Origin of the sequence: Nocardia sp. NPDC050412 (genome assembly GCF_044458825.1) — a bacterium.
Taxonomy (GTDB): domain Bacteria; phylum Actinomycetota; class Actinomycetes; order Mycobacteriales; family Mycobacteriaceae; genus Nocardia.
On sequence record NZ_JBITIJ010000010.1, the window covers coordinates 26,016 to 46,577 of the forward strand.

General features: G+C 64.5%; 25 protein-coding genes and 1 riboswitch. Of the genes, 13 read left to right on the forward strand and 12 right to left on the reverse strand.

The window, feature by feature from the left end:
* Positions 1-4: 4 nt before the first annotated feature.
* Positions 5-1,249, reverse strand: coding sequence for a KasA/KasB family beta-ketoacyl-ACP synthase (locus ACIBI6_RS26475; protein ID WP_364353776.1), 1,245 nt, complete (start codon positions 1,247-1,249; stop codon positions 5-7).
* A 39-nt stretch (positions 1,250-1,288) separates the two neighbouring features.
* On the opposite strand from ACIBI6_RS26475, the gene ACIBI6_RS26480 reads away from it, so the two are divergent.
* On the forward strand, positions 1,289-1,846 hold the full coding sequence (locus ACIBI6_RS26480) for a helix-turn-helix domain-containing protein (RefSeq protein WP_364353773.1): 558 nt from the start codon (positions 1,289-1,291) through the stop codon (positions 1,844-1,846).
* Positions 1,847-1,959: 113 nt separating this feature from the next.
* On the opposite strand, the gene ACIBI6_RS26485 is transcribed toward ACIBI6_RS26480, so the two are convergent.
* Complete coding sequence (locus ACIBI6_RS26485; RefSeq protein WP_364353770.1) at positions 1,960-2,436, reverse strand: DUF1772 domain-containing protein; 477 nt, start codon at positions 2,434-2,436, stop codon at positions 1,960-1,962.
* A gap of 514 nt (positions 2,437-2,950) precedes the next feature.
* A complete protein-coding gene (locus ACIBI6_RS26490; RefSeq protein WP_364353767.1) occupies positions 2,951-3,520 on the reverse strand; it encodes a helix-turn-helix domain-containing protein in 570 nt (189 codons plus the stop codon).
* Between the two features lie 125 nt (positions 3,521-3,645).
* On the opposite strand from ACIBI6_RS26490, the gene ACIBI6_RS26495 reads away from it, so the two are divergent.
* Positions 3,646-5,115 carry an MDR family MFS transporter gene (locus tag ACIBI6_RS26495; protein WP_396958224.1) on the forward strand — a complete coding sequence of 490 codons (1,470 nt, stop codon included), beginning with the start codon at positions 3,646-3,648 and terminating at the stop codon, positions 5,113-5,115.
* Positions 5,116-5,180: 65 nt separating this feature from the next.
* Here the strand turns inward: ACIBI6_RS26495 and ACIBI6_RS26500 are convergent, their stop codons facing one another.
* Positions 5,181-5,642, reverse strand: coding sequence for a MarR family winged helix-turn-helix transcriptional regulator (locus ACIBI6_RS26500; RefSeq protein ID WP_364353760.1), 462 nt, complete (start codon positions 5,640-5,642; stop codon positions 5,181-5,183).
* Between the two features lie 58 nt (positions 5,643-5,700).
* Between ACIBI6_RS26500 and ACIBI6_RS26505 the strand changes: the two genes are divergently transcribed.
* Both ACIBI6_RS26505 and ACIBI6_RS26510 read left to right on the forward strand, forming a co-directional pair.
* Positions 5,701-6,108 carry a hypothetical protein gene (locus ACIBI6_RS26505; protein WP_364353757.1) on the forward strand — a complete coding sequence of 136 codons (408 nt, stop codon included), beginning with the start codon at positions 5,701-5,703 and terminating at the stop codon, positions 6,106-6,108.
* A 67-nt stretch (positions 6,109-6,175) separates the two neighbouring features.
* The gene (locus tag ACIBI6_RS26510; RefSeq protein WP_364353754.1) at positions 6,176-6,658 is read left to right on the forward strand and encodes a VOC family protein; all 483 of its coding nucleotides are present in this window, start codon (positions 6,176-6,178) and stop codon (positions 6,656-6,658) included.
* On the opposite strand, the gene ACIBI6_RS26515 is transcribed toward ACIBI6_RS26510, so the two are convergent.
* Positions 6,651-6,845, reverse strand: coding sequence for a hypothetical protein (locus ACIBI6_RS26515; RefSeq protein WP_364353751.1), 195 nt, complete (start codon positions 6,843-6,845; stop codon positions 6,651-6,653). The two genes, ACIBI6_RS26510 and ACIBI6_RS26515, sit on opposite strands and share 8 nt — an antisense overlap.
* A gap of 108 nt (positions 6,846-6,953) precedes the next feature.
* Positions 6,954-7,080: riboswitch (TPP riboswitch) on the forward strand.
* On the opposite strand from ACIBI6_RS26515, the gene thiC reads away from it, so the two are divergent.
* Complete coding sequence (gene thiC / locus ACIBI6_RS26520) at positions 7,072-8,697, forward strand: phosphomethylpyrimidine synthase ThiC (RefSeq protein WP_396958225.1); 1,626 nt, start codon at positions 7,072-7,074, stop codon at positions 8,695-8,697. Its footprint overlaps the riboswitch before it by 9 nt.
* A 111-nt stretch (positions 8,698-8,808) precedes the next feature.
* On the opposite strand, the gene ACIBI6_RS26525 is transcribed toward thiC, so the two are convergent.
* Complete coding sequence (locus ACIBI6_RS26525; protein WP_396958226.1) at positions 8,809-10,209, reverse strand: lipase family protein; 1,401 nt, start codon at positions 10,207-10,209, stop codon at positions 8,809-8,811.
* Positions 10,210-10,305: 96 nt separating this feature from the next.
* Here ACIBI6_RS26525 and ACIBI6_RS26530 point away from each other — a divergent pair, with 96 nt between their 5' ends.
* Positions 10,306-10,992, forward strand: coding sequence for a TetR/AcrR family transcriptional regulator (locus ACIBI6_RS26530; protein WP_364353742.1), 687 nt, complete (start codon positions 10,306-10,308; stop codon positions 10,990-10,992).
* A 4-nt stretch (positions 10,993-10,996) separates the two neighbouring features.
* Here ACIBI6_RS26530 and fahA read toward each other — a convergent pair whose 3' ends face one another.
* From fahA to ACIBI6_RS26545, 3 genes are all read right to left on the reverse strand, one after another.
* Positions 10,997-12,172 (reverse strand): fumarylacetoacetase, encoded by a 1,176-nt coding sequence (gene fahA / locus ACIBI6_RS26535; protein WP_396958227.1) that lies wholly within the window; start codon positions 12,170-12,172, stop codon positions 10,997-10,999.
* Entirely contained in the window at positions 12,169-13,425 is a 1,257-nt protein-coding gene (locus ACIBI6_RS26540; protein ID WP_364353736.1) for a homogentisate 1,2-dioxygenase domain-containing protein, read from the reverse strand. The genes fahA and ACIBI6_RS26540 overlap by 4 nt, the downstream gene beginning before the upstream one ends.
* A gap of 135 nt (positions 13,426-13,560) precedes the next feature.
* Positions 13,561-14,187 (reverse strand): TetR/AcrR family transcriptional regulator, encoded by a 627-nt coding sequence (locus ACIBI6_RS26545; RefSeq protein ID WP_364353734.1) that lies wholly within the window; start codon positions 14,185-14,187, stop codon positions 13,561-13,563.
* Positions 14,188-14,344: 157 nt separating this feature from the next.
* Between ACIBI6_RS26545 and ACIBI6_RS26550 the strand changes: the two genes are divergently transcribed.
* Together ACIBI6_RS26550 and ACIBI6_RS26555 are read left to right on the forward strand one after the other, a co-directional pair.
* Positions 14,345-14,617 carry a type II toxin-antitoxin system prevent-host-death family antitoxin gene (locus ACIBI6_RS26550; RefSeq protein ID WP_364353731.1) on the forward strand — a complete coding sequence of 91 codons (273 nt, stop codon included), beginning with the start codon at positions 14,345-14,347 and terminating at the stop codon, positions 14,615-14,617.
* A complete protein-coding gene (locus ACIBI6_RS26555) occupies positions 14,614-14,871 on the forward strand; it encodes a Txe/YoeB family addiction module toxin (RefSeq protein WP_364353728.1) in 258 nt (85 codons plus the stop codon). Before ACIBI6_RS26550 ends, ACIBI6_RS26555 begins: the two co-directional genes overlap by 4 nt.
* Before the next feature lie 15 nt (positions 14,872-14,886).
* Here the strand turns inward: ACIBI6_RS26555 and ACIBI6_RS26560 are convergent, their stop codons facing one another.
* Genes ACIBI6_RS26560 through ACIBI6_RS26570 form a run of 3 tightly spaced genes read right to left on the reverse strand, consistent with a single transcriptional unit; the run spans position 14,887 to position 17,330 of the window.
* Complete coding sequence (locus ACIBI6_RS26560) at positions 14,887-15,702, reverse strand: exodeoxyribonuclease III (protein ID WP_396958228.1); 816 nt, start codon at positions 15,700-15,702, stop codon at positions 14,887-14,889.
* A 55-nt stretch (positions 15,703-15,757) separates the two neighbouring features.
* Entirely contained in the window at positions 15,758-16,747 is a 990-nt protein-coding gene (locus ACIBI6_RS26565) for a GNAT family N-acetyltransferase (protein ID WP_364353722.1), read from the reverse strand.
* Complete coding sequence (locus tag ACIBI6_RS26570) at positions 16,740-17,330, reverse strand: peptide deformylase (RefSeq protein ID WP_364353719.1); 591 nt, start codon at positions 17,328-17,330, stop codon at positions 16,740-16,742. The genes ACIBI6_RS26565 and ACIBI6_RS26570 overlap by 8 nt, the downstream gene beginning before the upstream one ends.
* On the opposite strand from ACIBI6_RS26570, the gene ACIBI6_RS26575 reads away from it, so the two are divergent.
* The 5 genes from ACIBI6_RS26575 (at position 17,329) to ACIBI6_RS26595 (ending at position 20,475) form a co-directional block, all read left to right on the forward strand.
* Entirely contained in the window at positions 17,329-17,463 is a 135-nt protein-coding gene (locus ACIBI6_RS26575) for a hypothetical protein (protein ID WP_364353716.1), read from the forward strand. The genes ACIBI6_RS26570 and ACIBI6_RS26575 overlap by 2 nt on opposite strands.
* A 54-nt stretch (positions 17,464-17,517) precedes the next feature.
* Positions 17,518-17,865 carry a DUF3263 domain-containing protein gene (locus ACIBI6_RS26580; RefSeq protein WP_364353713.1) on the forward strand — a complete coding sequence of 116 codons (348 nt, stop codon included), beginning with the start codon at positions 17,518-17,520 and terminating at the stop codon, positions 17,863-17,865.
* A gap of 67 nt (positions 17,866-17,932) precedes the next feature.
* Complete coding sequence (locus ACIBI6_RS26585; protein ID WP_396958229.1) at positions 17,933-18,499, forward strand: LytR C-terminal domain-containing protein; 567 nt, start codon at positions 17,933-17,935, stop codon at positions 18,497-18,499.
* Positions 18,500-18,629: 130 nt separating this feature from the next.
* Positions 18,630-19,316: a superoxide dismutase[Cu-Zn] gene (gene sodC / locus ACIBI6_RS26590; protein ID WP_364353707.1), complete on the forward strand. Its 687-nt coding sequence runs from the start codon at positions 18,630-18,632 to the stop codon at positions 19,314-19,316.
* Positions 19,317-19,329: 13 nt separating this feature from the next.
* Positions 19,330-20,475, forward strand: coding sequence for a glutamate--cysteine ligase (locus tag ACIBI6_RS26595; RefSeq protein WP_364353704.1), 1,146 nt, complete (start codon positions 19,330-19,332; stop codon positions 20,473-20,475).
* Positions 20,476-20,562 lie beyond the last annotated feature (87 nt).

A 20,562-nucleotide genomic window follows, 5' to 3' on the forward strand; every position in this document is an offset into this window, starting at 1 on the left:
CCCGCTATGTCCGGCCGAAGGCGAGGGCGACATTGTGGCCGCCGAAGCCGAACGAGTTGTTGAGCGCGAAATCGATGCGCTGCACGCGGGGCGCGCCCGCCACGATATCGAGGTCGATCTCCAGGTCCCGATTGTCGAGATTCAATGTGGGCGGGACGATTTGGTCGCGCAGCGTCAGCATGGTGAGGATCGATTCGAGCGCACCGACCGCCCCGATCGAATGGCCGAGCGCGGATTTGGGTGCGTAGACCGATGCCTCCGGCGTGACCGCGGTGATGGCATTGGCTTCCGACGCGTCGCCGATCGAGGTGGATGTCGCGTGCGCATTGACGTGCTGAATATCCGAAACCTGCAGTCCGGCAGTGCATATCGCCTTGCGCATCGCGCGCGCCGCACCGATGCCCTCCGGTTCCGACGCGACGATGTGATAGGCGTCCGAGGTGATCCCAGCGCCCAGCACCCGGCCGTGAATCTGTGCCCCGCGCGCACGCGCATGCCGCTCGGACTCCAGTACCAGAAGTGCCCCCGCCTCACCGAAGACGAACCCGTCACGATCCCGATCGAATGGCCGTGATGCCCGCTCCGGTTCGTCATTGCGTGTGCTCATCGCCCGCATCATGGCGAAACTCGCGATCGGCACCGCATCGATATGCCCCTCGACGCCACCGGCCACCACGACATCCGCCTCGCCTGTGGTGATCAGCCGCCAGGCGTGTGCGATCGCCTCCGAACCGGAGGAGCAGGCCGATACCGGCGCGAAAACCCCTGCCTTGGCACCGATTTCGAGTCCAACGGTCGCCGCCGGACCATTCGGCATCACCATCGGCACCGACATCGGCGACACCTTGCGGTAGCCGCCGTCGCGCATCGAATCGACCGCATTGATCAGCGCATCACCGCCGCCCAGACCGGTGCCGATGACGACCGCGAGCCGCTCGCCCTCGACCTCGGGTGTGCCCGCATTGCGCCAGACCTGGCGGCCGAGCACCAGGGCCATCTGCTCGACATAGGAGTGACGGCGCTGTTCGACGCGAGTGAGCTGATCACCCGGCCGTGACTTCAACTTGCCGCCGATGCGGACCGGCAGATCGTATTCGGCCACGAAATCGTCCGCGAGCATGCCGATACCACTGCGCCCGGCGAGCAGTCCGGACCAGGTCGCGTCGATGTCATCGGCGAGCGATGTGGTCGCGGCGACCGCGGTGACCACGACGGCCGGGCGAGTTTCTGAAGCGATTGTTACAGTCACGGTGTCATGAATACCTGTACCAATCGCTACAGTCAACCCATGGCCCGCCCACTCGACCACGCGAAACGCGCCGACCTGCTGGCCGGTGTCGTCGAATACATCGCCGCCCACGGTCTCGGTGACCTGTCGCTGCGCCCGCTCGCCGCGGAACTCGGCACCAGTTCGCGGATGCTGATCCACTACTTCAATACCAAGGAAGAACTGCTGGTCCAGGCGCTCACCACGCAGCGCCCGGATATCGCCGCGGTCTTCGCGGGGGTGTCCGATGCGGCTTCGCTGCGCGCGCGGCTCGGTGAATTCTGTGCGGTGAATATCGCCGGCGAGGCCACGACGAGTGTGCGGGTGCTGCTGCAGGTGCTCGGGGCCGCGTGTGTGCCGGGGAGTCCCTATGGTGAATACGCGAATGCCGCGATCGCGACCTTCATCGGGTCGCTGGCCGATGCGCTGCGTCGAATCGAATCCATCGATGATCCGGAAGCTGTTGCCACGCTCTTGGTTTCGGGTCTGCGCGGCATAATTCAGGATCGGTTGATCACCGGCGATGTCGAGCGCACCAATCGCGCTGCGCGCATGCTGATCGACCAAACCATCCGCTAGGCACCATATTCGGCCGATCGTTGCCTTGGTAGACCTGTCGGTGCAACCCTCGAACCAAATAAAAAACCCTGTGTCGAAGGTGCGGTCGACACAGGGTTTCTCGATGAGACGCGTCAGGCGAGGGCGATCGCGGCGCAGAGTGCGGCGACGGCGATGAACTGCAGCCCCACCCGGCCGTTGATCACACTGTTCCACTTATCCTGCAGTGCGCGGGCATTCGCCGGAATGACACCGGAGTGCGCGGCGGCGGTCTGCTGGGTGTTCACCGGCTTCGCGACCCGAACGTAGATCCCGAGCCAGGTCACCAGCGCCACGACGGCGATGCCCGCCGCAATCGCTGCCGCCGTGTGGCCGCCGATCGCCGCGAGAGCCGTTGTCGCGACCGCGGTCACGACACCGCTGATGCCGACGATCGGCATCCGGCGATCACCGTAGTAGTGACCCCAGCCCGCCGACATGGTCACGGTCTGGTCGTCCAGCTTGTCGTACACCGACCGCGTGATCAGTGCGAAGCAGGCGTCGGTGCCGTAGACGACGGCGTTCGCGAGGACCGAGACGATGGCGACGACCTGGATGAGTGTGGTGATCATGAGCTTTTCCGTTCTCTGCTTGTAGCGTTGTTATGGAATCTAGCAACGCTAGAAGTTGTAGTCAACCCGCATCGGAATTCCGTGCGTCGCTGAACCATCCGGCTCGGTAGCTTGTTGTTAGCGGAGATGTCGACGGAATCTGGAATCGGCGAGCAGAGGGTCCTTGGCGGCTACCGCGCGCAGCGCCTGGCAGTTGATTGCGCGATCGGGTGCTGCTCGCCATCGGCGGCACCGTGGTGATGCCGTCCATACTCTCGCTGATCCGCGATATCGTCACCGACGCCAGGAATCCGCACTCGCCATCGGCATTTGGGGCCGCGGTCGCCGGTGCGACGCGAGTCCCGAGCCGACCATCTAACCCGTTGTCGCCCTGGTCCTCTCGACCTGCGGACTCGGTGATGGTCCGGCGCTCATCGTGGCGGTGCTGGTCTCGCCGGTGCGGCCGAAAGGTGCCGGACAGGCGGGCGAGACTGCCGAGTATGGTTGGTGCCCAAAGGATTTCGGGGCAGGGGAGTCACTGACTCCAGCCGTTTTCGAGCAGTTCGAACAACTCGCGGAACGCACTCGCCGGATCTTCCCTGGTGCTCGCCACTTTGCCGGTTTCCAGCGCGAAGTGGGCGAGTCCCGCGGCCGCGAGATCGCCCTCTGGTGCGCCGGTCGCCTCGGCGATCGCGGCCGCCAATGCGGATTCGTGCCGCAGCAGCATCTGGTGCGCGTACTCGCGCAGCGCGGGCGTGGAGTCTACGAGGCGGTGGAAGGCCACGATTCCGGGATCGTCGTTGCGCGCGGTGCGGGTGCGCATCAGATAGTCGCGCAGCCCGTGGATGACCGATTGTCCGGCGGGCCGGTCGCGGACGGCTGCCACCAGGTCGGCCTCGACATCCGCGTCCAGGTCGAAGACCAGTGATTCCTTGCTGGGGAAATGCTTGAACAGGGTGCTCAGCGATACATCCGCAGCCTCGGCGACCTCTCGGACGCCGACATTGTCGTAGCCGCGTTCGGTGAACAGCTTTGTCGCGGCATCGGCCAGTGCCTGCCGCGTCTGCGCCTTCTTGCGCTCCCTGCGCCCGATCGTCGCGGTCATGCCGCAACTCTACCCGATTAGGCTATCGGCACCAAAGTCGGAGCAGTTGTACTTTTGTAGTGACTATGATTTTCTGGGTCGGTCGGCGGCCCGAAGCTGCCGAGACTCGAAGGAGGCGAGCGGCCATGTCCGCAGAAATGACCGAGACGAAGAGCGCGCGAGAGATCCGATTGGTACTGGCCGGGGTGTTGCTGGCGATGCTGCTGGCAATGTTGGACAACGCGATCGTCGGCACCGCGATGCCGACGATCGTGCGCGAATTGGGCGGACTGTCCCACGTGGCCTGGGTGGTAACCGCCTACACTCTGCTGTCGGCGATCTCGACGCCGGTGTGGGCGAAACTCGGCGATCTCTACAGCCGAAAAACCGTATTCCTCAGTGCGATTGGCGTGTTCCTGATCGGTTCGGTACTGGCGGGCGCGTCCTGGTCGATGCCCGCGCTCATCGGATTCCGCGCATTGCAGGGGCTCGGCGCGGGCGGTATCGCCGTAACCGCATTCGCCGTCATCGGCGCGCTGGTCCCGCCGCGTGAACGCGGAAAGTACCAGGGCATGACCGCGACCACGATGGCCGTCGGCACCATCGGCGGACCGCTGCTCGGCGGTGTGATTACCGAGGGACTCGACTGGCGCTGGGCCTTCTACATCAATATCCCGCTGGGCCTGGTGGCCTTCGCTTGGTCGTGGTGGCGGCTCGAACTGCCTGTCGTGCGCAGGAAGGTGAGCATCGACTACGCGGGTATTCTCGCGCTGACGACGGCGATCGCCGCACTGGTACTGATCGCGACCTGGGGCGGTGTCGACTACGCGTGGCTCTCGGCGCAGCTCGTCGGGCTGGCCATGCTCGCGGTGGCCGCCTTGGCCGCATTCCTGGTGATCGAACGCCGGGCCGTCGACGCGGTGATACCGCTGAGGATCTTCCGTACCCGCAATCTCACCCTGGCCGCGCTTACGGCCCTGGTCGGCGGCGTGGTCATGTTCGGATCGGTGCTGTATCTGCCGCTGTTCCAGCAGACGGTGCAGGGCGCCTCGGCCGCGAACTCCGGACTGCTCCTGCTGCCGATGATGATGCCGCTGCTGGTGGTCTCCCAGATCGTCGGGAAGCGGATGACCGCGACCGGCAAGTACAAGATCTTCTTCATCCTCGGCGGGCTGTTCCTCACTGCGGGCGCGATACTGCTGGCCACCATCGACGCCGAAACAGGTCGGCTGGCAACGGGTTTCGCCATGGCGCTGATGGGTACCGGACTCGGGTTCTCGATGCAGCTGTCCACCGCCGTCGCGCAGAACAGTGTGGAGATGGCGAATATCGGTGCGGCATCCGGTGCGGTCACACTGTTCCGCACGCTTGGCGGGTCAATCGGTGTCGCGGCTTTCGGATCCCTGTTCACCAGGGCGCTACAGGGCCATGTGCCCACCGAGGGACACGACTACCTCGCGGCCTTCGCCACCGGCACCGGACATGTCTTCCTGGCCGCCGCCGCCATCTGCGCACTCGGCTTCCTGATCGCCTGGTTCATCGAAGAAGTTCCATTGCGCGGCAAGGCTCCCGATCCGGTTGCCATCGACAAGTCCGAAAGCAAGGCCGCTGCCTGAAATTGCCCCGCGCCTGCCCGCTGGGATCGGGCAGGCGCGGTGTCGTTCAGGTAGGCGGTCGTCGATCACTCCGCCACGACGTCCGGGTGCGTGTGCTCGAACAGCCGAAGCATCATGTCCCCCAGAATGATTCGTTCTTCCGGACGGAGCGGGGCGAGCACCTCGTCACGTACTTGTCCCGCCTCCTTGTCGAGGGCCCGCAGCAAAGCTCGACCAGTCCTGGTGATCCGTACCGACATTCGACGACGATCGGCGCGATCGCGTGTCCGTTCGACCTGACCGGCGCTCGCCAATTCGTCGACGATCTTCGCCACATCGCTCGGATGAATATCGAGCCGAATGCCCAGATCACGCTGTGCATGCGGTCCGAAATCGGCGAGCGTGGCGAGTACGGCCATATGCCACAGCCGAAGTCCGCGCGCCGCGAGCCGATCGGCGAACCGTCCTCGCGCGAACTTGCCCACCCGTGACAGCAGGTAGGTCTCGAGCCCGAGCAGGCTCGGCGGAAGTGCACGTGCGGAATCCATGCGACAAATTATAGGTAGGAACCTACGATAGGTCTGCACCTACTAATGAGGAGACAGCGTGGATGCCCTGTACCCGAGACTGCTCGTCACCGGTTTCGCCCAATGCTTCGACTTCTACAACGCCGTCCTCCCGGAGCTCATCGGCGCGAAGCTGATCAAAGGCACCGCGGCGGGCCCCTACGCGAACTGGGATGTCGATGATCAAGCGGTACTCGTGCTCTTCGACCGCAGCACGATGGCAGAAGTAGTCGACACCATCGACCTGCCCGTCACCGCGGCACCCGCGCAAGATGTCGTGATGTTCGTCTGTCGAGTACCCGACGTCGACGCGGGCCTCGACCTGTGCCTGCGTAACGGCGCGACCCTGGCCGCCGCCGCGGCCGATCGACCGAACTGGGGCCCGAACCTGCGCACGGCACACCTGCGCGACCCAGCGGGTACCCTGATCGAGCTCCAGTCCTACTGACGGGCGATGAATTCCGTCCGCCCGCACCGTCGGCACTAATACAGGCACACCGATCGGGAGGACCACCATGCAGAAGATCGTCACGAACCTCTGGTACGACACCCAGGCCGAGGAGGCCGCCGAGTTCTACTGTTCGCTGTTCGAGGATTCGAAGATCACCAATGTCGTGCCGTACTCCGAGGCGGGTCCGCGCGAAGCCGGGCTCACCATGCTCGTCGATTTCGAACTCAACGGACAGAAGTTCACCGCGATCAACGGCGGCGGCGATTACCACTACACCCACGCCATGTCGCTGCTGGTCAACTGCGACAGCCAGGACGAGGTCGACCGGCTGTGGACGGCACTGCTCGCAGACGGCGGCCAGCCGATCGAATGTGGTTGGCTCAACGATAAATACGGCATTCCCTGGCAGATCTGGCCCGTCGAAGCCGACACCCTGCTGACCGGTACCGATCGCGCTGCCGCGAACCGCGCCACGCAGGCGATGCTCGGTATGCAGAAAATCGACCTGCAAGGCATGCGGGACGCCTACGAGGGCAAGGTCAGCTGATCTGCCAGGAGCCGACCTCGCGGTATCCGGAGTTGTAGATCGCGGAGCTGTCACCCTCGGTGATCTGGTAGTGCTTCATATTTCCGCCCCAGTAGCGCAGGATCCGGCCGAGCTCATCGGCGAGATCGGCCGGCGCCGCCACGCCTTCGGGCAGGACATCCAGATCTACCTCCAGGATGAATTTCACCCTGAGGAATGTACCGGCGCCCGGTCGGGCCTCGGCCGCTTCGCTGTATGTTCCTCCGATCGCCCTGCGGGGCGTGCAGGTGGAAAGGTATCGTCGGGCGGGAAAATTTCACACACCAACGGGGGCTCGCACCAGCGGGCTGAGAGGATGGCTAGCCCAATTCGGGCGTTCAGGGCCGTCGACCGTATGAACCTGACCGGGTAATGCCGGCGTAGGGAGGATATTCATGGGCACACATGTCGACTCCGTGACCACCGGTCCGATCGAAGGCAGCGTCAAGCACTACCAACAGGTCGATGACCTGCGCATTCCGGTGCGTCGGATCAATCTGACCAATGGCGAGCATTTCGACGTCTACGACACCTCGGGCCCGTACACCGACGACGCGGCGACCATCGATCTGGAGGCCGGTCTACCGAAGTTGCGCGACGGCTGGACCAAACCCGAGGTCGACGGTCCGCCGACCCAGCTGGCCCGGGCACGTCAGGGCATCATCACTCCCGAGATGCGCTTCATCGCCGCACGCGAGGGCGTCACGCCGGAACTGGTGCGCGACGAGGTCGCCGCGGGTCGCGCGGTCATCCCGGCCAACCACAAGCATCCGGAGCTGGAGCCGACCATTATCGGCAAGAAGTTCCTGGTGAAGATCAATGCCAATATCGGCAACTCGGCCGTATCCTCCTCGATCGCGGAGGAAGTGGAGAAGATGGTGTGGGCCACCCGCTGGGGTGCGGACACCATTATGGATCTGTCCACCGGCAAGAACATTCACGAGACGCGCGAATGGATCCTGCGCAACTCGCCCGTCCCGGTCGGCACCGTGCCGATCTATCAGGCGCTGGAGAAGGTGAACGGCGATCCGACCGCGCTCACCTGGGAGATCTACCGGGACACCGTAATCGAGCAGTGCGAGCAGGGCGTCGACTATATGACCGTGCACGCCGGTGTGCTGCTGCGCTATGTACCGCTGACCGCCAAGCGGGTCACCGGCATCGTCTCGCGCGGTGGATCCATCATGGCCGCATGGTGTCTGGCACATCATCAGGAGTCGTTCCTGTACACCAACTTCGCCGAACTCTGCGAGATCCTGGCGCGCTACGACGTGACCTTCTCGCTCGGTGACGGCCTGCGCCCGGGCTCCATCGCGGATGCCAATGACGAGGCCCAGTTCGCCGAGCTGCGCACCCTGGGTGAGCTGACCAAGATCGCGAAATCGCATGGTGTGCAGGTCATGATCGAGGGTCCGGGGCACGTGCCGATGCACAAGATCGTGGAGAACGTGCGGCTGGAAGAGGAGCTGTGCGAGGAGGCGCCGTTCTACACCCTCGGCCCGCTCGCCACCGATATCGCACCGGCCTACGATCACATCACCTCGGCCATCGGTGCGGCGATCATCGCCCAGGCGGGCACCGCGATGCTCTGCTATGTCACCCCCAAGGAGCACCTGGGGCTGCCCAACCGCGACGACGTCAAGGTCGGTGTGATCACCTACAAGATCGCCGCGCACGCCGCTGACCTCGCCAAAGGCCATCCGCACGCCCAGGACCGCGATAACGAGTTGTCCAAGGCGCGGTTCGAATTCCGCTGGCGCGACCAGTTCGCTCTCTCCCTCGATCCGGACACCGCCCGCGAGTACCACGACGAAACCCTCCCCGCCGAACCCGCCAAGACCGCCCACTTCTGCTCCATGTGCGGACCGAAGTTCTGCTCCATGCGCATCTCCGCGGACGTACGGGAATACGCTGCCCGCCAGGGACTTTCGGATGTCGAGGCGATCGAAGCAGGGATGGCGGAGAAGTCCGCCGAATTCGCCGACCACGGCGCACAGGTGTACCTGCCGGTCGTGTCGTAAAAATGGCGATAGCCCCGGACCAAGGGTGGTCCGGGGCTTCATCCAGGAAGATACACGAAGAATCCGCCGCTCAGGAGTGGATTCGCACAAATTGATGCCGAGGCAGTTGCATCAGCGTTCGCGCGGCCCGATCGGGAAACCGAGGGCGCCGAAGGTGGCGTTCAGATTGATCTCGATCTGGGTGATCAGGTCATTGAAATCGGCGAGCATGGAAACCACGTTCTCGGTGCGGCACCCGACCTGATCCTGCGCATTGGGGGCCAGGCGCGACTTCAACCAGCTGAAGGTGTCGGCCATGCCGAGTGACGGGAGGGTCAGGTGTTCGCTGAGGTGGTCGCGTTTGTAGACGATCGATGCGCCGTCGGCGCACCACTGCTGATTCAGGCGATCGGTGGTCCAGATCGGCACCGCCTCGTCCAGGACGCCCTGATAGATGAACAGCGGCGCGGTCGGGGTGCGCTCGCCGAGTACGGTCGCGTCGAAGACCTCGCGGATTTCCGGTAGTGCGAGGTATTGCGCGATCGGAATCGTCAGTATCCGTTGGTAATCGGTGAACATCTGGGTCAGTGCATTGCGTGGCAGGCACTGCGAGTTGGTCCGGTTCATCAGCGCCTTGCCCTCGGGCGTCAGGTACTGATCGGTCACCTCGCGGAACTTCGGGTAGGCGTTGTAGAGCGAGGACACGCCGATGCCGATAAGGCTGGAGAACATGGATCCGTTGACGTGCAACAGGGATTCGACGTCCGAAACCGGCGCACCGAGCGCGGCACCCTTGACGTTCAGTTCCGGCGCATAGCTCGGCTGCATCTGCGCGGCCCATCCGCTGCCCATGCCGCCGCCGGAATAACCCCACAGCGCCACCGGGGTATTCGCGCCGTCCAGGCCGAGTGGTTCGAAACGCTCGGCGGCCCGAATGCCGTCGAGTGTCATATATCCCGGCTCCTCGGCCACCGCAAGATGTCCGTTGAGGCCCTCGTAGTCCGGCACCGAAATGGCCCAGCCCTGACTGATCAGCGCGGCGATCGCGATCAGCTCGCTCTGTGAATGGATACCTTCGACGCCCGGCAGTCCTGCGCCCTGCTGTAGCACGAATGACGGTGCACAGGCGATGCTGGCGCTGTCGTAGTAGAACTGCAGCGAGACCAGCGGACGCGACCGGTTCGGATCCGCGCCCGCGGGCAGTATGACGGTGGTGACGGCGGCCGTCGGTTGTCCGAACAGATCGGTGCTGCGGTAGAGCAGCTGCCATGAGCGCACGCTCAGCGGCAGTACGGTCAGCACCGCCAGATGCACTTCGCGCGAGCGCAGAATCGCGCCGACTTCCTGCGCCTCGAAGCCCTCCGGCGGCTGATAGAACGAATCCTGTTGTGGCACAGGTACGGCTGCGGCTGGCGTGGCCGCGATACCACCGGCCAGCGAGGCCATCAAGGCCATCGCCATCGCTACCAGCGCGGCCGCCGTGCGCGATCCGCGCCGACGTTTGCGGGTCGGATCCTCATTGATCACTGGCACGGCTGCACCTTCCTCATCGACGTGACAGTGATTACAACACGGCTTCCTGTTACCAACAAGAAGTCTTTCTGAAACTGCTCCGGCTATGGTCGAGATATGACCCGCAGCAAATCCGCCGCGCGGCCCGATCCGACTCCGGCGCGGCGCCGCATCCGTGGCCTCGATGCCGAGCAGCGCAGTGCGCAGCGGCGCAGCCAATTGCTCGACGCGGCCACTGAACTATTTGCCGAGCAAAGCTTTTCGGGTACGTCGATCGAACAGATCTGTCAGCGCGCGTTCGTCGGCACCAAGGGTTTCTACGATCATTTCGACAGCAAGGAAGCGTGCTACGTCGCGCTGCTCACCCATATCACCGAGCAGATTCAACGGCGGGCTATCGAGGCGGCCATCGCGGCCGCCGAACTGCCGTGGCCAGAGCGCGCGCAGGCCATTATCGCGGCCTTCGTGCACGCCATTGCCGACGATCCGCGGCTGGCCAAGGTGACATTCGGTGAGGCGGGCGGCATCTCACCGGCGGTGGAAAAGCAACGGCGCAGTAATCGACGTTGGGCGGCGGCCTTCCTCGATCAGCAGTGGTCGGGTGTGGAGTCATCGGATCCGGAGCAGCAGCGCGGGCGAATCGCTCTGGCGCTGGCCACCATTGGTGGCATGTTCGAACTCGTCGCGGACTGGCTGCACCATCATGACGACGGTGGTGCTCCCGATCTGGTCGATACGCTGATCGAGGACCTGCAGCGTTTCATCGCCGTCGTCGATGCGGGAGTTCGAACTGCCGCGCGTTGAACGCTCAGCCGTGCGCGTGCCAGATACGCCCGCGAACCTCCCCGAGGCCGATGCGTCGAGTACCGGAACCCGGGGCCGAAGCCGTGATGACGACCTCGTCGCCGTCCTCCAGGAAGGTCCGGTGCAGCCCGTTCACCGTGACGGGTTCGGCTCCGCCCCAGGATAATTCGATGAACGAACCGCGCTGGTCCGGCTCCGGCCCGGAGATGGTGCCGGAGGCGTAGAGGTCGCCGGTGCGAGTTGCGGCGCCGTTCGCGGTGAGATGCGCCAGCATCTGCGCCGGTGACCAGTACATTCGGGAATACGGTGGATGCGAGACGGTTTGGCCGTTCCAGTGCACGGCCAGGTCGATGTCCAGCCCCCACTGTTGGCTGCCCCGCAGATAGGGCAGTGTTTCGGGTTCTTGCTTCGGCAGCGGAATGCGGGCGGTCTCCAAGGCGGCCAGCGGCGTTATCCAGGCCGAGAGTGAGGTCGCGAACGACTTGCCCAGAAACGGTCCGAGCGGCTGATACTCCCAGGCCTGGATATCGCGCGCGGACCAATCGTTCACCAGCGCGACGCCGAAGACGTGCTCGGCGAACATGTCGATATCGATGGGTGCGCCGAGTTCGGATCCGACTCCGACCACGAATCCGAGCTCGGCCTCGATATCGAGACGCTGTGATGGGCCGAAATCCGGTGTGCCGGACGGTGTTCGGCATTGACCGTGCGGCCGCACGATATCGGTACCGGAGACGACGACCGTGCCGGCACGCCCGTGATATCCAACCGGCAGATGTCGCCAATTGGGCAGCAGCGGTTCGGCATCGGGTCGAAACAGCCTGCCGAGGTTCGTCGCGTGGTCGATGCTGGCATAGAAATCGACGTAATCGCCGATCGTCACCGGCAGTTCGGTGCGCACGCCGTGCAGCGGATGTACTGCCTCCCTGGGGAGTTCGCCATCGACAAGCTCGCGAATCCGGCTGCGTACCTCCCGCCACCGACGTGGCCCCGCGGCCATGAACGCATTGAGACTCGGCTCGGCGAATACCGGATCCTCCAGTGCCGCAGCCAGATCGATGACCTGATCGCCGATCCGCACACCGACCCGGAAGTCCTGGCCCTCCGGCGCGAAGACGCCGTAGGGGAGATTATCCGGACCGAAGAGAGTGTTGTCGGGGACCTCGATGCGGGTCTTCATGCGGACCCACGGCGCTGGTTCGCGTGCGGACGCCGATTCAGGTCCCCGTCTCGGTCGGATTGCGGTCCGCGACCGGACCAAGTCCACGCATATCCGGGATCCTCGCAGGCCAGCGCGCCTTCGCCGAGCTCCAGCGGTCGGAAAGTATCGACCATGACCGCGAGTTCGTCGAAGAAATCGATGCCGATACTGCGCTCATACGCGCCCGGCTGCGGACCGTGCGCATAACCGCCGGGATGTACCGATACCGAACCCTGCCCGATACCGGAACCCCTACGCGCTTCGTAGTTTCCGCCGCAGTAGAACATGATCTCGTCGCTGTCGACATTGGAGTGGTAATACGGCACCGGAATCGATAATGGGTGGTAGTCGACCTTGCGTGGTACGAAATTGCACACCACGAAATTGATCCCCTCGAATGCCTGATGGGCGGGCGGCGGCTGGTGCACCCGGCCGGTGAGCGGTTCGAAATCGGCGATATTGAAGGTGAGCGGGTACAGGCAGCCGCCCCAGCCGACCACGTCGAAAGGATGGGTCGCGTAGCTCATCCGCGTGCCGACCACCTGGCCGCCGGGGCGATGCTTCACCAGCACCTCGATATCGGTTCCGGTGGCGATCAGCGGTTCCCCCGGCCCGTGCAGATCCCGCTCGCAGTACGGCGAATGTTCCAGCAGCTGACCGAATTTCGAGAGATACCGCTTCGGCGGGGTGATGTGGCTGGATGCTTCGATCACATACGCGCGCAGTGGTTGCGGGCCGCTCGGTAGCCAGCGGTGGGTGGTCGCGCGCGGAATCAAAACCTGATCGCCCTGCCGGGCCGGGATGGTGCCGAAGACCGTTTCGACGACGGCCGCACCGGATTCCACGTACACCAGCTCGTCGCCGATCGCATTGCGGTACAGCGGTGACGCGCCCTTGGCCACCACATAGGAGATCCGAACATCCGCATTGCCGAGCAGCAGCCGCCGACCGGTGACCGGATCGGTTCCGGCCGCGGTATCGCCGGGAAAGAGTTCGTGCAGACGCAGATGTCGATGGCGCAGTGGATGATTCGGGGTGAGGGTCTGGTCCGGCAGCTCCCATACCGTCGAATCGACAATGGCTGGCGGCAGGCCGCGGTGATACAGCAGCGAGGAATCGCCGGAGAAGCCCTCCTCGCCCATCAGCTCTTCGTAATAGAGCCGTCCCTGGTCGTCTCGATGCTGGGTATGCCGCTTCGGTGGCACCGCTCCCACCTGCCGATAGAACGCCATGACCGCACCTCCGGCTGGACCGCTGGATTTGCCTCCATCGTAGTGCCGCGGCGCCGGTAAGGTGGACATTTTGTCGGCCCACCGTCGACTTCTACGGCATTCCGCCTAGCGATGGAGTGAAGTCCTGAACAATTGTCAGGCGTGGCGCAATGCGCGATACACGGCCGCCCCGACAAAGGCCCCGAGGCTCTGCGGATCCCAACCGCCCTCGCCCGCCAGCAGCGTGCGCACCGCACCCTCGCCCGCGGACACCCACAGCTCGACCAGCACCGGCAACTTGCGCTCGGCATCCTCGGTACCCCAGGCGCGCAGCGTCGGTCGCAGCAGTGTGGCGCAACGCTCGATGGCGAGCTGGCGACCGCGCCCGAACGAATCCGCAACGGCCGGATCGGGATTGCCGTACAGCAGCCGCCACCCGTCCGGTCGCTCGGCCGCTTTCTCCAACAGTGCGCGGAAACCATCGACGAAAACGGTCTCGCCCGCGTCGACAGCGCGCGGGGGCAGCACCTCGAGCACTCCGCCGACCAGGAAGCTCTCCTCGCGTTGGATGAGCGCCTCGATCAGCTCGACGCGATCCGGGAAGCAGGCGTACACCACGGGCCTGGTCACATTCATCCGTTCGGCGATCGCGGCCATGGTGACCGCCGCGACGCCGTGCTCGACGGCAATCGCCAGCGCGGTATCGAGCACTTGGGGACGGCGACGCTCCGGGCCCAGATGCTGTGCCCGCTGCCGTGGCTGCACCGCCGTCTCGCTACCCATGCGCACAAGATATCAGTGTTACTGACCTGGTTCGCCCTGGTACCGGGCCTCTTGCGGCGGATGTCGCCCCCACGAGCGAACGGTTCAGCCGGTCTATTGTGCACTCTATGTACGTGATGATGTACATTGATACTTGCGAACGTTCGAGAGGACCGTCATGCGACCCATCTCTATCACCGAAGCTCGCGCCAACCTGGCTTCTGTCCTGGATTCGGCTACCGAAGATCTGGAAGAGGTCGTCATCACCCGCGCGGGACGAGAGTCTGCAGTCGTGATTTCGCTGCGTGAGTACCAGTCGCTGAAGGAAACCGCATACCTGCTCGGATCACCGGCCAATGCTCGCCATCTGGAGCGGTCGATCGAGCAGTTACGGGCCGGCGAGACCGAACACCATGAACTCGTCGAAACCGACGACGAGGGCGTGGAGTGAAGGTCTTGTTCACGCCGGATGCCTGGGCCGACTATCTCTGGTGGCAAGCCAACGACAAGGCAACGCTGAGGCGAATCAACAGACTCATCGAGGACATCACCCGCAACGGCTACGACGGTGTAGGCAAGCCGGAGCCGCTGCGGCAGAACCTCGCTGGGTTCTGGTCGCGTCGCGTCACATCCGAGCACCGCATTGTGTATGTGATCGAGGATGACACGGCCAAGATTGTCGCCTGCCGCTTCCACTATGAATGAGATCGGTATCAGTGATCAGTCGGTGAATTCGGCGATTACGGGGGCGTGGTCGCTGGGGCCTTTGCCTTTTCGTTCCTCGCGGTCGACCGTTGCGTCTTTAGTGCGGGCAGCGAGGGTGGGGGAGGCGAGGATGAAATCGATGCGCATGCCTTCTCTTCGGGGGAAGCGCAGTTGGGTGTAGTCCCAGTAGGTGTAGACGCCGGGGCCGGGGGCGTAGGGGCGCATTACGTCGGCGAAGCCGGTTTCGACGATGGCGTTGAAGGCGTCGCGTTCGGGTTGGGAGGTGTGGGTTTTGTTGGCGAAGAATTCGACGGACCACACATCGTCGTCGGTCGGGGCGATATTCCAGTCGCCGACCAGGGCGATCTGCGCCTCCGGATTCTCGGCGAGCCATTGGGCGCCGTTGGCGCGCAGGGCGGCAAGCCATTCCAGTTTGTAGGTGTAGTGCGGATCGTGCAGGGTGCGGCCATTGGGCACGTACAGGCTCCAAACCCGGACGCCGCCGCAGGTCGCGCCGAGTGCGCGCGATTCCACGATCGGCGCGCTGATCAGCGAGTCGGCCGCATCCTTGTCGAAGCCGGGCTGGTTCGGGAATGCGGCTTGCACATCTTCGAGTCCGATGCGGGAGGCGATAGCGACACCGTTCCACTGGTTGAGCCCGATGTGGGCGACCTCATAGCCGAGTTCGTCGAAGCGCTCGAACGGGAACTGTTCGTCGCGGCATTTGGTCTCCTGCATCGCGAGCACATCGATGTCCTGGCGGTCGAGGAAATCCGCGACCCGGTCGAGGCGGGAGCGGATCGAATTGACGTTCCAGGTCGCGAGACGCACGGATGCCTTCCTTCGCAATGGGCTATAGATCTGTTGTACCGCAGGAGGAGTTGGTTCAGCGAGAGCCTTCCGGAGCGGCATAGCGGTAGGTGTGGTGGTCGAGGAAGCCCAACTCGTGATACATCGCGATGGCCCCGCTGTTCTCGGCTTCGACCTGGAGATAGGCGTGGGTGGCACCGCGGTCGGCGCCCCAGCGGATGAGCTCCGCGCAGATCAGCGACCCCAGTCCGTGCCTGCGGTGTTCGGCCGCCACCGCGACGCAGGTCAGTCCGATCCAGCGCCGCCCATCCGGTGCTGTGGTGAGTGCGCCGCGCCCGATCGCGATGGGCTGCGGCAACCCGAGCGATGCGAAACCCACTTCGCCGTCGTGCACGGCCGTAAGCACTTCGACCAACGGTAGCGTCGAAACAGGCTGTGTCGCAGGATCTTCGCCGCTGTAGCGATGCATCGACAACCAGGTGTCATCGGGGGCGGGCACAATGCGCACCATCCGCGGCCCCTGCGGCAGTACGAAATTCTCGATATCGATCGCCAGCAGTTGAGTTTCGCGCCAACTCCGCCAGCCAGCCGGCAGCGACGCGAGCCGATCCGGCAGTGCGAGCTGCACCGGCAGTCCATGTGCGGTGTACCACTCGCCGATCCGCTGCAGCGTATCCGCGCCCAAGGCGGCCGGACCATCCGAACTGCCGAGCGGCACAGCGGAATTGGCGCGGTTGGTGTAGCCGTTTCCGGCCCGCAAGAGCCAGCCGTCGATCCAACCCTGCTCGATACCTGGCCAGGCGTACGCCGCCGCAGCTTCGAGCGCCCGGATCTCCTTGGTGCGAATCGGCCTCGGCCCCAACGCTTTCATCGCGACAACGCGATCCACCGCGACCGCGACGACCTGCCCGTCGGCGGCACGCACGGTAGGCGGATCCAACGAAATCAGTTCGCCGATTACATCTGTGAGCGGTTGTGGATAACCCGCCGGCAACCGGTACCGCAGCACCACCCGCCGACCCAACTGGATATCGGGCAGTAGCGAATCACCCGCAGGATCAGTCATCGTGTCCGAACGGATCGGGCACCGTGCCGGGAATCCAGCTGAGTCCCGGTGTGCCCCAACCGTTCCGCTTGATCGCCTTCTTGGCCGCGCGGGCATTGCGGCCGATCAGCACATCCACATAGAGGAAGCCGTCGAGATGTCCGACCTCGTGCTGCAGCATGCGGGCGAAGAAACCCTTGCCCTCGATCTCCACCGGTTCGCCGTGCTCATCGGTTCCGGTGACGCGCGCCCATTCGGCCCGACCGGTGGGGAACTGCTCACCGGGCACCGACAGGCAGCCCTCGTCATTGTCATCCGGATCCGGCATGGTCTCCGGAATCTCCGAGGTTTCCAACACCGGATTGATCACCGCGCCCCTGCGGCGCACAGCCGAACCCTTGGCGTCGATATCGGGGCAGTCGTAGACGAACAGCCGCAACGGCACGCCGACCTGGTTCGCGGCCAGTCCGACGCCGTTGGCGGCATCGAGCGTCTCGTACATATCCGTGATCAGCTGGGCCAGTTCCTCCGGCGTCTGGGTGACCTGCTCGGTCGGATTGTGCAGAACCGGGTCACCGACGATCACGATGGGGAGGATTGCCATGGGGGCAATTATTGCCGATGGGCTCGAACGGGTCGCAGCCGCCGCGATCGCGGGTGGTCATGACGCGCTACCGACCGGTAGCGAACACGCCGCGACGGTGCTGGGGGCAATCCCGCGGCCCATGGTTGAATGATCCGCGACGTACAAGCATCATTTTCGTCTGGTGATTACTCGGCGAGGGAGCAAGATGGACGGCGCAGCGGCTCGGAATCTTTCCGCGATCCAGGACGGCCCTTCTGCGAGCGAAGATGTCACGGCAGCCCCGCAGGTCGATGGCGACGGTGACGGTCTCGGCCGTCGCGAACACGACATCCTGGCTTTCGAACGGCAATGGTGGAAGTACGCCGGGGCTAAGGAAGAGGCCATTCGTGAACTGTTCGGCATGTCGCCGACCAGGTATTACCAGGTACTCAACGCAGTGGTGGATCGGCCTGAGGCTTTGGCCGCCGATCCCATGCTGGTGAAGCGGTTGCGTCGACTGCGGGCGAGCAGGCAGAAGGCGCGAGCCGCTCGGAGGCTCGGTTTCCAGGTATGACGCGCCGCCGTAAAACCGGAGCGAGCGCAACGACCATAGGGTCCGGTTTGCGGATAGGGTCATATTCGTGAGCTACCCGAATCCCACCTCCGGCGGGCCGCCGTTGCGCGCGCTGGCGATGGTGTTGATCGCGCTGGCCATCGTTTTCGCCGGGCTCGGCGCGATGTCGTTATCGAGTTCGGATTCCGACACCTCGGGGGCGGGTGATACTTCGAGCACAACGAGTCGGGCCGCCGCTACCACGGCGGTCGCGACGACCAACCCACCGGTGCAGACCACGAGTTCGGCACTGAGCAGTTCGGTGTCGGCCACCACGAAACCGTCGACCACGACCACGACGACGGCGGCGGCGACCACCACGGCGAATCGCGCTGTGCCGGTACATGTTATGAACAACAGCACCGTTGCCGGACTGGCCGCGCGCACCGCGAACGAGCTCGCCGCCAATGGCTGGAACGTTGCCGAGGTCGGCAACTATCCCGGCCCCAATATCACGAATACGACTGTGTACTACGGCAATAACGCCGGCGAGAAGGAAGCCGCACTGGCCATAGCCGATGAACTGGGCGCGACCGCCGAGCCGCGTCCCGGTGGGGCGGGTTCGGGTGTGACAGTGGTTGTCACCGGTAACTGACCAGTGCGGGGGCTCGCGACACGGCCCGGTCACGGGAGCGACACGGCGAACGTGGCATCATCTTGTCCGGTAACGAACGTGTCCACCCGCCCTTACTCGTAAACTCGGTACTCGTAAAGGAGTTCCCCCGATGGCCCCGTCCACAACTCTTCGCCCGTCCTGGCGGACTGTGACCCCGGTGCTCGCTGTCGCGGTCTTCGGCCTCGCCGCCTGCTCGAACAGCCAGGAGTCGAGCGACGTCCAGGGAACTACGCCGCCCGTGTGGACCGGTGCGTCCGCCCCGGCGGCCAGCGAATCCGGCACCGAGACGGGCGCCCCGAATGCCAACACCGGCGTGAAGGTCGACCTGAAGGACCCCGCGGGTTCCGCGGTCGCCGTCGCGAATATCACCAAGGACGGCAACCACCTGCAGGTCAGCATCGAGGCGCACGGCCTGCGCCCCGGCTTCCACGGCCTGCACATCCACCAGGTCGGCAAGTGCGAGCCCAACTCGGTCGCGCCCACCGGCGGTCCGGCGGGTGACTTCCTGTCGGCCGGCGGCCACCTGCAGGTCGGCAGCGCCAATGCCCATCCGGCCAGCGGCGATCTGACCTCGCTCGAGGTCCGTGCCGACGGTACGGCCAAACTGGTCACCACCACCGATGCGGTGACGTTGGAAGACATCAAGGGCAAGGCCCTGATGATCCACGCCGATGCCGATAACTTCGGCAATATCCCCAACCGTTATGTCCGCGCCGACGGCGTTGCCGGCCCGGACGACACCACACTGGCGACCGGCGACGCGGGTGGTCGCATCGCCTGCGGTGTAATCCAGTAGCAAGGTCACCGATATGGCCGGACCAGCAATCGCGCGGGTTCCCTTCCCCGGGTCGCCCCGGCCGACCATCGGTATCGAATGGGAAATCGCGCTCGTCGACAAGGTGACCCGCGATCTGTCGAATACTGCTGCGGCCGTGTTCGATTCGCTCGGTGACTTACATTCCTACGACGGAACCCCGCAAGTCACCAAGGAACTGCTGCGCAATACCGTCGAACTCGTCACCGGTGTGCACAACACGGTCGGCGAGGCGGTCGACGATCTGCGCGGCACCATGGATACCGTGCGCCGCGCCGCCGATCCGCTCGGCGTCGATCTGTTCTGCGCGGGCACCCACCCATTCGCCCAGTGGTCGGCCCAACAACTAACGCGCTCACCGCATTACGACGAGCTGATCGATCGAACCCAATGGTGGGGCCGCCAGATGATGATCTGGGGCGTGCATGTGCATGTCGGAGTTTCGCACGCCGAGAAGGTTTTTCCGATCCTCAACTCGCTGCTGCTGTCGTATCCGCATCTGCTGGCGCTGTCCGCGTCCTCGCCGATGTGGGCGGGCTCCGATACCGGCTATGCCAGCAACCGGACGTTGATGTTCCAGCAGCTGCCCACCGCCGGTCTGCCGTTCCAATTCGAAAACTGGTCCCAGTTCGAGCATTTCGTGCACGACGAGATGAAGACCGGGGTCTTCGAACAACTCGGCGGCATGCACTGGGATATTCGGCCCGCGCCGAAATGGGGCACCATCGAGGTGCGGGTCTGCGATGGGGTCTCGACCCACGCGGAGCTGTCGGCCTTGGCGGCGCTCATTCACTGCCTGATCGTCGATCTCGATCAGCGCCTCGACAACGGCGAAACACTGCCGACCATCCCGCCGTGGCATGTTCAGGAGAACAAGTGGCGCGCGGCCCGCTACGGTCTCGACGCGATCGTCATCGTGGACGACGACAGCAATGAGCGGTTGGTCACCGATGATCTGATGGATCTGCTGCAGCGGCTGGAACCGACGGCCAAGCGGCTCGGCTGTGCGGACGAACTCGCCCTGGTGGCGGAGATCCCACGGCGCGGCGCGTCCTATCAGCGGCAGCGCAAAGTGGCCGCGAGCACCCAGGGCGATCTGGTCGCGGTGGTCGATGCCCTGGTCAAGGAGTTGGACCAGTAGTTTTGCCTGGTTGAACGGTCGGCTGACGTTCAGCTGGTCAGGGGGATGGCGTTCATCCGCCGTTTACTATGGTCGACGTGCTTGTCG

Bases quoted from the DNA above. Each gene is read 5' to 3' on its own strand.
- ACIBI6_RS26480 (WP_364353773.1), top strand. From the start codon at position 1,289: ATGGCCCGCCCACTCGACCACGCGAAACGCGCCGACCTGCTGGCCGGT.
- ACIBI6_RS26485 (WP_364353770.1), bottom strand. From the start codon at position 2,436: ATGATCACCACACTCATCCAGGTCGTCGCCATCGTCTCGGTCCTCGCG.
- ACIBI6_RS26490 (WP_364353767.1), bottom strand. From the start codon at position 3,520: ATGACCGCGACGATCGGGCGCAGGGAGCGCAAGAAGGCGCAGACGCGG.
- ACIBI6_RS26495 (WP_396958224.1), top strand. From the start codon at position 3,646: ATGTCCGCAGAAATGACCGAGACGAAGAGCGCGCGAGAGATCCGATTG.
- ACIBI6_RS26500 (WP_364353760.1), bottom strand. From the start codon at position 5,642: ATGGATTCCGCACGTGCACTTCCGCCGAGCCTGCTCGGGCTCGAGACC.
- ACIBI6_RS26510 (WP_364353754.1), top strand. From the start codon at position 6,176: ATGCAGAAGATCGTCACGAACCTCTGGTACGACACCCAGGCCGAGGAG.
- thiC (WP_396958225.1), top strand. From the start codon at position 7,072: ATGGGCACACATGTCGACTCCGTGACCACCGGTCCGATCGAAGGCAGC.
- ACIBI6_RS26530 (WP_364353742.1), top strand. From the start codon at position 10,306: ATGACCCGCAGCAAATCCGCCGCGCGGCCCGATCCGACTCCGGCGCGG.
- fahA (WP_396958227.1), bottom strand. From the start codon at position 12,172: ATGAAGACCCGCATCGAGGTCCCCGACAACACTCTCTTCGGTCCGGAT.
- ACIBI6_RS26540 (WP_364353736.1), bottom strand. From the start codon at position 13,425: ATGGCGTTCTATCGGCAGGTGGGAGCGGTGCCACCGAAGCGGCATACC.
- ACIBI6_RS26545 (WP_364353734.1), bottom strand. From the start codon at position 14,187: ATGGGTAGCGAGACGGCGGTGCAGCCACGGCAGCGGGCACAGCATCTG.
- ACIBI6_RS26550 (WP_364353731.1), top strand. From the start codon at position 14,345: ATGCGACCCATCTCTATCACCGAAGCTCGCGCCAACCTGGCTTCTGTC.
- ACIBI6_RS26565 (WP_364353722.1), bottom strand. From the start codon at position 16,747: ATGACTGATCCTGCGGGTGATTCGCTACTGCCCGATATCCAGTTGGGT.
- ACIBI6_RS26575 (WP_364353716.1), top strand. From the start codon at position 17,329: ATGGGGGCAATTATTGCCGATGGGCTCGAACGGGTCGCAGCCGCCGCG.
- ACIBI6_RS26570 (WP_364353719.1), bottom strand. From the start codon at position 17,330: ATGGCAATCCTCCCCATCGTGATCGTCGGTGACCCGGTTCTGCACAAT.
- ACIBI6_RS26580 (WP_364353713.1), top strand. From the start codon at position 17,518: ATGGACGGCGCAGCGGCTCGGAATCTTTCCGCGATCCAGGACGGCCCT.
- sodC (WP_364353707.1), top strand. From the start codon at position 18,630: ATGGCCCCGTCCACAACTCTTCGCCCGTCCTGGCGGACTGTGACCCCG.
- ACIBI6_RS26595 (WP_364353704.1), top strand. From the start codon at position 19,330: ATGGCCGGACCAGCAATCGCGCGGGTTCCCTTCCCCGGGTCGCCCCGG.